The organism is Arthrobacter sp. H14 (genome assembly GCF_000520495.1).
In the GTDB taxonomy this organism is placed as follows: domain Bacteria; phylum Actinomycetota; class Actinomycetes; order Actinomycetales; family Micrococcaceae; genus Arthrobacter_C.
Genome location: NZ_KI914646.1, coordinates 46,327 through 55,311 on the forward strand (window position 1 = coordinate 46,327; position 8,985 = coordinate 55,311).

An 8,985-nucleotide genomic window follows, 5' to 3' on the forward strand; every position below is an offset into this window, starting at 1 on the left:
GCTTCAGGCCGGCCGCCGCACCAGCGATTTACCGATTCACACGATGGCGTGCAGGAACTTCTTGGTGCGTTCGTGCTTGGGATTGCTGAATATCACCTCGGGGGTATCCTCTTCCACAATCCGGCCGCCGTCGAACATCAGTACGCGGTTGGAAACGTCCTTGGCGAACTGCATCTCGTGGGTGACGATCAGCATGGTGATGTCGGTGGTTTCCGCGATCTTGCGCAGCACACCGAGAACTTCACCGACGATTTCAGGGTCGAGCGCGGAGGTGACCTCATCGAGCAGCAGGATGTCCGGGTCCATCGCCAGCGCCCGGGCGATGGCCACACGCTGCTGCTGCCCGCCGGAAAGTTCCAACGGGTGCTGGTCGGCCTTGTCTGCCAGACCGACCTGCTTCAGCAACCCGCGGGCTTTCTCCTTGGCATCAGCCTTGGACATGCCGAGCACATGGACGGGGGCCTCGATAATGTTCTCGATCACCGTCATGTTCGGGAACAGGTTGAACTGCTGGAACACCATGCCGATCCGTTTGCGGATCTCGTTACGGTGCTTCTCTTTTAATGCGACCCGTTTTCCATCGCGCTTCTCATAGGTGAGCGGATCACCGTCGACGAATATGTAGCCGTCGCTCAGTTCCTCCAAAGTCATGACCAAGCGGAGGATCGTCGTCTTCCCGGAACCGCTGGGACCGATCAGGGTGACCCGGTCCCCTTTGGCCACTGAGAAATTCAGGTCTTTGAGGACGACGTTGTCGCCGAATCGTTTTTCCACATTCTCGAACCGGATGGCTGGAGTGTTATCAGTAGCTGAAGGCAAGGCGCTTTTCCAATCTTCCAATGAGCAACGAGGTGGGATAGCTGGCGGCAAGGAAGATTATGCCGACCAATGTCAGGGCCTCTGTGTAGCGGAACGTGTTACCGCCGTAGACCAGACCGGCCTGCACCAGTTCCACCAGTCCGATAATGATAAGGAACGGCGTGTCTTTGAACATCGAAATGGCGTAGTTGCCGAGCGCAGGTACCGTGGCCCGCAATGCCTGCGGGATGATGACTGCACTCCACGTGCGGCCTTTGGGCATGGAGAGGGCTGTTGTTGCTTCCCACTGTCCGGCCGGGACGGCATCAATGCCGGCGCGGTAGACCTCCGCCATATAAGTGGAGTAGTGGATCCCGAAGACGATGATGCCGCAGGTTATTGCATCAAGGTTCGTAAAGGTGTAAAAAACCAGCAGCAGTTGAACGACGATTGGCGTCATCCGGATAAAGTCCACGGCGAACTTAAGTACAGCATCTACTGGCTTTGGCACGGACCGCCGCAACATGGCTATGATCAGGCCAAGAACAGCCGCGATCGCGGTACTGACAACCGTGACCACCAAGGTGACTTGTAAGAAAGCGGCCAGCAGGATGGGGAGCACGTCCCAGGCTGTATTCCAGTTCCAATCAAACGTCATGCCGGTTCCCCCGTCCCTGCAGTTGTACGGGGCGGTTTCAGGCTCAGCATTTCGCGCAACGACTCGCCCCGCCCAAGTCTGTGCTTAGCCCGGACCTCAAGGGTATTCATTACCAAGGTCAGAATGTAGGCAATGATGAAGTAGATGCCCAGCCCAACCAGGCCATAGGCGAACCATGTGCTGGTGTCGAGCCGGAGCTGATCAACATGGAAGGTCAGGTCTTGAATAGCGATGAAGCTGACGATGGCACTGCCCTTGAGCAGGTGGATCAATAGATTCGTCAGCGATGGGATCATCAAAGCCCAGGCCTGGGGGAAGATGATTCTCCGCATCCGGTGGAAGCTGGACATGCTCAAAGCTGTTGACGCTTCCCACTGGCCCGACTGTACGGAATTGATGGAACCGCGTACCACCTCGGCGGAGTATGCGCCATAGTTCAGCCCAAGCGCGAGGATCCCGACCACCATTGCATCCAGATCGACACCGAGCAGCGGCAGCACATAAAAGAGCCACATGATCTGCACGACTAACGAGGTGCCGCGGAAGAATTCAATAATCGTGCGGGCAGTTCCGCGAACCAGCACATTTGGCTGTCTGGCCATTAAGCCGAGCGTGACGGCGACGATCATCGCCAGCGCGGCGCCGCCGCCGGTCAGGCCCAGAGTTATCCAGATCCCATCCAGAATGCGCGGCCACGCCGCCGCCAGCTCGTCGAAATTCTCTGTCATGGGTAACGGGGCTTAGCCCGCTGCTTTACACAGAGACTCAGTGGTGAGGTCCTTGGGAGGAAGGTTTTCGGCCGTGAAGCCGTACTCCCCAACCACACCGAGGTAGGTTTCCTCATCGGTGAGAACGCTCTTTTCCAGTTCCTTATTGTATGCCTCGCGCAGATCGTCATCGCCTGGACGGAACACGGTGGCACCCGAGCCAACTTGCTCCTCGCCATCAATCACAGCGGTGAAGGCCTGTGTGACTTCGACCGGGACATTCGGATTGTTATTGGCCATGTAGTTCAGCGAAATCGCCGTCATGGCGAAGGCATCCGCCCGGCCATTGGCTACGGTGTCCATACCCGTCTGCGCATCAGGAACCGAGGTCACACCTTCGATGCCGAGCGATTCCGCGTATCCGGCCTCAATGCCGCCGGCCAGAACTGCCAGCTTCACGTCACCGGCTTCGACCACGGACTGCATGTCACTCAGACCCATGGGGTTGCCTTCCTCGACCATTAGGGCGGTGGTGTACATGATGGTCGGCAGGCTGAAGTCTGCCTGTTCGCACCGTTCCGGCAGGATGGACATACCGGCGCTGATGACGTCGAATCGACCGGCATTCAGGCCCGGAATCAAAGAGTTCCAGTCCACCAGTTCGGCTTCAACGTTCTCCACTCCCATACCGGCAAAAACTTCTTTGGCGATGGCGACCGAGCCACCCTTGAGCTCGCCTCCATCCAGGAACGAATACGGTGCCTCGCCGGCGATGCCGACGGTGACGGTGCCCTCGTCCTTGATCTGCTGCAGCGTGTTGCCGCCCTCGGGAGCGTTCCCGCCGCCACCACCTCCGGAACCTGAACCGCAACCGGCGAGAAGCCCCAGCGCAAGAACGCTGGAGGCTGCGACGCCAATGCGCCCAGCGGAGTTAAATCTTGATTTCATCATGTGCCTCTTTCGGTCGTTGCGATGGGACGAAGCCACCGAGCCTGCCCCCAAAGGCTTGACCCAGCCGACCCGACCCGAAAAACGGTCATGGATCTCGGTCTACGGTAAACAATGATTGGCACCACATACAATCTGTAATTCCGTATGTAGAATTGTCTACAAATACCACTTATAGACCTTTTTCTGCTCGGTCACCAGCACAAAATGATTAAGGTTGGCGCTGGTAGGCTATTTCTTTTCGGGATAACGATTCGGTTACGGTTAGGCGGCCTGCATGGCCCGCTGGCTGGCGGCGTTCAGGGGCCGTGGTGTCGAGAGTTAGGACGCAGATGGCCCAACATGTATCGCCTGCCGGGGCTCCGGCAGTCTTCCGCGTTCCCCGAGCCTCAACAGTTGACCTGATTGCCAGAGAGCTCCGTAATGCGATCTACTCCGGTGCCCTGGGCGTGGGAACCCAATTGGGCGAGATCGAAATTGCCCAGCAGCTTGGTGTGAGCCGTAGCCCGCTGCGTGAGGCGGCTCAACGGCTCGTGCAGGAGGGGCTTCTGACTGCGACTCCCGGGCGGGGGCTGCGCATCAGCATCATCGAAGGGAAGCAAATAAATGATCTCTACTCGGCCCGGAAAGCCGTGGAATCAGAGGCGATCCGGTTACTGATCGAGAACGGAGACCCTGACGCGATGGCCACCGTCGAATCCGCGTACGAAAAACTCGTGATCGCCAGCCAGGGCCGTGATCCGCGCACTATTGGCGACTCGGACCTCGATTTCCATTGGGCACTCGTGGATGCTTCCGGCAGTCAGCGGCTTCGCCGGTACATGTCCACGCTGGTGCTTGAAACGAGGATTGCCAGCTTCAGCGTCAGCCAGGGCTACGTCGTCCGCCGGAACATTGCGGAATCACATGACACGATTCTGGCGGCCATTCGGGCCGGTGATGTCGAGGCGGCCGTCGCCGCTGTCCGGGCGCTGCTGGACAAAGCGGTGGCGCGGTTAACAGGACGTGATTCAGAAGACTTTGATGTGGAGACGGTGGAGGAGCCGCACCACACCGGAGCCATCGCCCTGGAACCGATCACGCAACGCTGAGCCGGTCGGCCGACCGCATGACGATGACGCTAGTTGATGACGCTGCGCCGGCCTTCAAAAGCACGGCCAAGCGTAACCTCGTCCGCATACTCCAGGTCGCCGCCGACCGGCAGCCCCGAGGCCAGTCGGCTGACGGTGATACCAATGCTTTTGAGCAGTCGTCCCAAATAGGTGGCGGTGGCCTCGCCTTCGAGATTCGGATCAGTGGCGATAATGATTTCCTGGATTTGTTCATCCGAAAGCCGGGTCATTAATTCACGGATCCGCAATTGCTCAGGGCCAATGCCGGCAATGGGATTAATGGCGCCGCCCAGGACGTGATACCTGCCCTTGAAGGAACGGGTCCGTTCGACGGCAATGACGTCCTTTGATTCCTCCACGACGCAGATGATGCTCGGGTCGCGGCGCGGGTCACGGCAGATGCTGCAGGTTTCCTGCTCGGTGACATTGCCGCAGATTTCGCAGAATTTTACCCGTTCCTTCACCGTCGTGATGGAGGCGGCGAGCCGCTTCATGTCTTCCGGATCGGCTTCCAGAATGTGGAAGGCAATCCGCTGGGCCGACTTCGGGCCCACCCCGGGCAGGCGGCCGAGCTCGTCAATAAGCTCTTGAACGGCACCTTCGTACACGGAACCTCAATCTAATAGTTGAAACGGCGTTGGTTAAGGACCGCCGACGCTGCGCTCTTCCACCAGCCGGCCACCGAGGATTCGTTCGACGGCTGCGCGGCCGACCAGCCCCGAATCCTCGATCGTTACGTCATCGGCGCTGGGAATATCCTCAACGTCCCTAAAGTCTAAGTTACTGCTGTCGGAGGCCGGTGCAGCCGGAACATCGGCGGCTGCGCTTTGGGACATTAGCTGGTACCGGCTTAGCCGCTCCGGCGAAGGCCGTATCCCATCGGACTCTTCCGCCCCCGGATCGGGTTCTTCAGGTTCTGGGTTGGAATCCGGCCAGTCGCCTGTACCAGCAGTCGGTTCCGGTCCGGCTTCCGCGGCGTCCGACGTCGGAACGGCGCTGGCGTCCCAGCTGTCGTCGCGCTCAGGTTCAGGTTCCCAGGTCGCTGGCGGCTCTTCGGCAGGATCGTTGTCCCAGTCTGGGGCCAAAGCAACCGGTGCGGGGGCTGCAGGCGCGGGGTCGGCGGAGGGTGGAGTGGTCCAAGCGTTGTCGGCGGCAGGCGGCGCGTCCCAATCGTTGGTGGGGCCGGCCGGCGGCGTTGGCCGGCTAAATGCTTTTGGGTTTGGGTCACCCGCTCCCGGACTGTCATGAACCGGGTTGATGGCGCAGTTGATGCCGAGCACCTTATTGATGGCACGGCTGAGGTTGTCGAGGTGGTCCTGGCGGTTAAAGCCGGCAGCGCGTCCGGGGGAGTCAAAACCAAGCTCCAGAACGGAGCCGTCGAAGGACTTCACGGAGGCGTAATCATTGACCATCATCCAGGAGACTTTCCGGATCCCGGAGAGTTCATCCATGATTTCCGGCCAGGCCCGGCGGACCATTTCCACACTCCCGCTGCCGCCGCCGGAAGCCTCGACGCTCTGGGACGCTCCAGCAGCCGCCGCTTCCGGCGCCGGGTCGGTCGACCGGTCGGCCGGAGCGGTGGACCGGTCAGCTGCCGTTTCCGGTCTGACCTCTGGGTCCACGGTGTCCGGAGAAGCGGGCCCAGCCGAGTCTTGGGTAGGTTCGGATTCAGCAGGAGCTGCCGGTCTTTGGGCAGTTGCACCATGCGGCTGTGGCTGTGCCGGTGCAGGTTCAGGGCTTTGCGCAACTGACTCCTCCGGCTCCGGCAGAGGCCGGGGGGAATCGGCTGCTTCAGGCTGTGATCGCGAGGTCCGCGGGGTGGTTGAACCGTCGTCGGCGTCCTTCTCCGCTGTGTGTCCTGACGCCACCGGCGTGCCGCCGTACTCGAGCCGGCGTTCGATCCGGTCCACCCTTGCAGCGACGCCGCGCTCGCTCATGTCGGCCCCGGGCAGCAGGATGCGGGCGCACAACAGCTCGAGGTGCAGCCTCGGCGAGGTGGCACCGGTCATCTCGGTCAGGGCGGTGTTGGTGATGTCGGCCGCGCGGGACAGCTCGGCAGCGCCGAGCCGGTTGGCCTGGTTCCGCATGCGGGAGATCTGGTCCTCGGGCATTCCGCGCAGGATTGCCTGGGCACTGTCCGGCATGGCATTGACGATGATGAGATCGCGGAACCGTTCCAGCAGGTCCTCAACGAAGCGGCGTGGGTCGTGGCCGGTCTGGATGACCCGGTCGACCGCGCGGAAGACGGTGCCGGCGTCGGCTGCAGCAATGGCGTCCACGACGTCGTCGAGCAGTGATGCGTGCGTATAGCCAAGCAGCGAGACGGCCAGCTCATAGTCCAGGCCGGTATCTGCCGCCCCGGCCATCAGCTGATCCAGCACGGAGAGCGAGTCGCGGACCGAGCCACCGCCGGCACGGACCACCAGCGAGAGCACGCCGGGCGCAACTGGTACGGACTCCCGATTGCAGAGCTGCTCCAGATAGGCCATCAGCGGTTCGGGCGGAACCAGCCGGAAGGGATAGTGGTGCGTGCGGGACCGGATCGTGCCGATGACCTTGTCCGGCTCCGTCGTCGCGAAGATGAATTTGATGTGCTCCGGCGGTTCTTCAACGATCTTCAGCAGGGCATTGAACCCAGCCGAGGTCACCATGTGCGCCTCATCGATAATGAAGATCTTGTAGCGGTCGCGCACCGGTGCGAAGGTGGCCCGCTCGCGCAGATCGCGCGCGTCATCAACACCGCCATGGCTTGCCGCATCGATCTCGATAACGTCCAGGCTGCCGCTGCCGCCGCGGGCCAGCTCCACACAGCTGTCGCAGACCCCGCAGGGAACATCGGTGGGACCCTCGACACAGTTCAGGCAACGCGCCAGGATGCGGGCCGACGTCGTTTTTCCACAGCCACGAGGGCCGGAAAAGAGGTAGGCGTGATTCACGCGGTTCTTGCGCAGGGCGGTCATCAACGGTGCGGTGACATGTTCCTGGCCGATGACGTCGGCAAAGGTTTCCGGCCGGTACCGCCGGTAGAGCGCAACGTTCGACTGGGCCGCCGCGCCGGCCGCGGCACCCAAATGGGCGGTTTCCGGGGCAGGGCTGTCCACGGGGATCTCATCGATCGCTTGGATATCAGCAGAGCTCACGGCGTTCCTCCAGTCACAGTAAAACCCTATCGGCACTGGCCGACAGAATGCACCTCAAATATGGACCTGTTGACAGCGGCGGTCTTCCACCGGGGCGGCAGCCGGCGGGCCACCGAAGGACGTTAAAGTTGAAGACCCCTCACGCACCCGCCAGAGCCCGCTTACCCTTGCTACCTTCCGGTCCTGGGGGAGTTCACAGGATGACGCCACGTGAGGGGCCGCTGAATAGTCTACCCGATTTGAGGAGCCGCCGAAGTCCACTGTGAATGGCCTAACAGGTGCAGTAATGGGGTGTTGATTCAGTTGTCCTGACCGGAGGGCTGCCTGTCCGGGAGGGGGCGGCCGTCGTCCTCGAAAACGCTGCCTGGAGCATCAATGGGAAAGGTCATGAAGGCCGGAACTTCGTATGGATGCGCCCGTGCCATGGCGGCGAGAACGGCGTCGCGCCGGCTCCGCGGGTACCTGGTCTCAATCCTGGTCTCCGCCACCTGCTCAACGGTGCCGACGTCGCCAATCACCGGGGCGGCGCCGTCGTTGGGTTTGAACTGACCGATGCCCGGGGAAAGGAAGGCGCATTGCGAATAGTTTCCGATCCGTCCTGCGCCGGCCGCGTCGAGGGCCTCCATCACGGCGGGTACGGAATCAGTAGGGACGTAGACAACCAGGCAATCCATCTCGGTCATGTCAATAGTGTGGCACGACGACGACGACGACGACGGCGGTCGGCCGGTTGCCCGATTCGGCACACGGAAGGGGTTCAGGTAGTCTGGAACCTGCTCCATTTGAGGAGGATTCGCCTAGCGGCCTATGGCGCACGCCTGGAACGCGTGTTGGGTTCACGCCCTCGGGGGTTCAAATCCCCCATCCTCCGCTGTTGAAAAAGCCCCGCTAACCAGTATTAATGCTGGCCGGCGGGGCTTTTTCTTTCCTCTATCAGGGCCGGGCGGTAGCGTCGGGGACATGGATACCTCTGCAATAAACACCGTTCGTCTTGGCTCCGGAAAACCGGTGTTGATGATCCATGGTCTCGGTTCGTCCTGGCGGAATTGGGATCCGATCCTGGACCGGCTTACGGCCGAGCGGGAGGTTATCCTGATCGACCTGCCCGGATTCGGGGACAGTCCTGCGTACGAGGGCGAAGTCACCATGGCCACTCTGACCGACGCCGTCCAGGAGTATATGCGGGACAACGGGTTGGAGGACGCAGACCTTGTCGGCAGTTCCATGGGCGCGCGCATGGTTCTGGAATTGGCACGCAGGGGTGCCGGCGGCAATGTCGTCGCATTGGATCCGGGCGGCTTCTGGAACAACCGGCAACGCATTATTTTTGGCGTGTCGGTCGGATTATCCATCAAGCTGGTCCGGCTCCTCCAGAAGCCGATGCCCGCCATCGCCGGAAATCCCGTTGGCCGGACACTGTTGCTGTCCCAGTTCAGTGCCCGTCCATGGACGTTGCCTGCCGCTCTCGTCCTGCAGGAGATGCGCAGCTTTGCCGCGGCGACACGGCTGGATGAGTCACTGGATGCCCTGGTCAAGGGACCGCTGCAGGAAGGTGCCCCGACAGGGTCGACGCCGGGACGGATCGCGATTGGATGGGGCCGGCGCGATCTTGTAACCGTACC

Annotated in this window: 9 protein-coding genes, 1 tRNA gene and 1 other RNA gene; 3 read left to right on the forward strand and 8 right to left on the reverse strand. The window is 61.4% G+C overall.

Going from position 1 to position 8,985, the window contains the following annotated elements; translation table 11 throughout:
- Positions 1 to 36: 36 nt before the first annotated feature.
- The 4 genes from ehuA to ehuB are packed head-to-tail and all read right to left on the reverse strand — an operon-like array spanning position 37 to position 3,114.
- Positions 37 to 819, reverse strand: coding sequence for an ectoine/hydroxyectoine ABC transporter ATP-binding protein EhuA (ehuA, locus tag Y707_RS0108920; protein WP_026534827.1), 783 nt, complete (start codon positions 817 to 819; stop codon positions 37 to 39).
- Positions 803 to 1,456 carry an ectoine/hydroxyectoine ABC transporter permease subunit EhuD gene (ehuD, locus tag Y707_RS0108925; protein ID WP_026534828.1) on the reverse strand — a complete coding sequence of 218 codons (654 nt, stop codon included), beginning with the start codon at positions 1,454 to 1,456 and terminating at the stop codon, positions 803 to 805. Before ehuD ends, ehuA begins: the two co-directional genes overlap by 17 nt.
- Entirely contained in the window at positions 1,453 to 2,184 is a 732-nt protein-coding gene (ehuC, locus tag Y707_RS30600) for an ectoine/hydroxyectoine ABC transporter permease subunit EhuC (protein ID WP_026534829.1), read from the reverse strand. Before ehuC ends, ehuD begins: the two co-directional genes overlap by 4 nt.
- Positions 2,185 to 2,196: 12 nt before the next feature.
- Complete coding sequence (ehuB, locus tag Y707_RS30605; protein WP_026534830.1) at positions 2,197 to 3,114, reverse strand: ectoine/hydroxyectoine ABC transporter substrate-binding protein EhuB; 918 nt, start codon at positions 3,112 to 3,114, stop codon at positions 2,197 to 2,199.
- Between the two features lie 329 nt (positions 3,115 to 3,443).
- Between ehuB and Y707_RS24620 the strand changes: the two genes are divergently transcribed.
- Positions 3,444 to 4,202 carry a GntR family transcriptional regulator gene (locus tag Y707_RS24620; protein WP_051441809.1) on the forward strand — a complete coding sequence of 253 codons (759 nt, stop codon included), beginning with the start codon at positions 3,444 to 3,446 and terminating at the stop codon, positions 4,200 to 4,202.
- Between the two features lie 29 nt (positions 4,203 to 4,231).
- Here Y707_RS24620 and recR read toward each other — a convergent pair whose 3' ends face one another.
- From recR to Y707_RS24625, 4 genes are all read right to left on the reverse strand, one after another.
- Positions 4,232 to 4,831 carry a recombination mediator RecR gene (gene recR / locus Y707_RS0108945; RefSeq protein WP_026534831.1) on the reverse strand — a complete coding sequence of 200 codons (600 nt, stop codon included), beginning with the start codon at positions 4,829 to 4,831 and terminating at the stop codon, positions 4,232 to 4,234.
- A 33-nt stretch (positions 4,832 to 4,864) separates the two neighbouring features.
- Positions 4,865 to 7,213, reverse strand: a complete 2,349-nt coding sequence (locus Y707_RS0108950) for a DNA polymerase III subunit gamma and tau (RefSeq protein ID WP_253905117.1) — start codon at positions 7,211 to 7,213, stop codon at positions 4,865 to 4,867.
- A 277-nt stretch (positions 7,214 to 7,490) separates the two neighbouring features.
- Positions 7,491 to 7,586: signal recognition particle sRNA small type (gene ffs, locus Y707_RS29690), an RNA gene on the reverse strand.
- A gap of 76 nt (positions 7,587 to 7,662) precedes the next feature.
- Positions 7,663 to 8,145 (reverse strand): YqfO family protein, encoded by a 483-nt coding sequence (locus Y707_RS24625; protein ID WP_333782840.1) that lies wholly within the window; start codon positions 8,143 to 8,145, stop codon positions 7,663 to 7,665.
- Positions 8,146 to 8,149: 4 nt separating this feature from the next.
- On the opposite strand from Y707_RS24625, the gene Y707_RS0108960 reads away from it, so the two are divergent.
- Together Y707_RS0108960 and Y707_RS24630 are read left to right on the forward strand one after the other, a co-directional pair.
- A tRNA-Ser gene (locus tag Y707_RS0108960) sits at positions 8,150 to 8,234 on the forward strand.
- An 89-nt stretch (positions 8,235 to 8,323) separates the two neighbouring features.
- Positions 8,324 to 8,985, forward strand: a 662-nt coding sequence (locus Y707_RS24630) for an alpha/beta hydrolase (RefSeq protein WP_035780959.1), incomplete at its 3' end; no start/stop codon positions are given.

Coding starts and splice junctions, on each gene's coding strand:
- ehuB (WP_026534830.1), bottom strand. CDS start 3,114: ATGATGAAATCAAGATTTAACTCCGCTGGGCGCATTGGCGTCGCAGCC.
- ehuD (WP_026534828.1), bottom strand. CDS start 1,456: ATGACGTTTGATTGGAACTGGAATACAGCCTGGGACGTGCTCCCCATC.
- Y707_RS24625 (WP_333782840.1), bottom strand. CDS start 8,145: ATGGAGCAGGTTCCAGACTACCTGAACCCCTTCCGTGTGCCGAATCGG.
- ehuC (WP_026534829.1), bottom strand. CDS start 2,184: ATGACAGAGAATTTCGACGAGCTGGCGGCGGCGTGGCCGCGCATTCTG.
- Y707_RS24620 (WP_051441809.1), top strand. CDS start 3,444: ATGGCCCAACATGTATCGCCTGCCGGGGCTCCGGCAGTCTTCCGCGTT.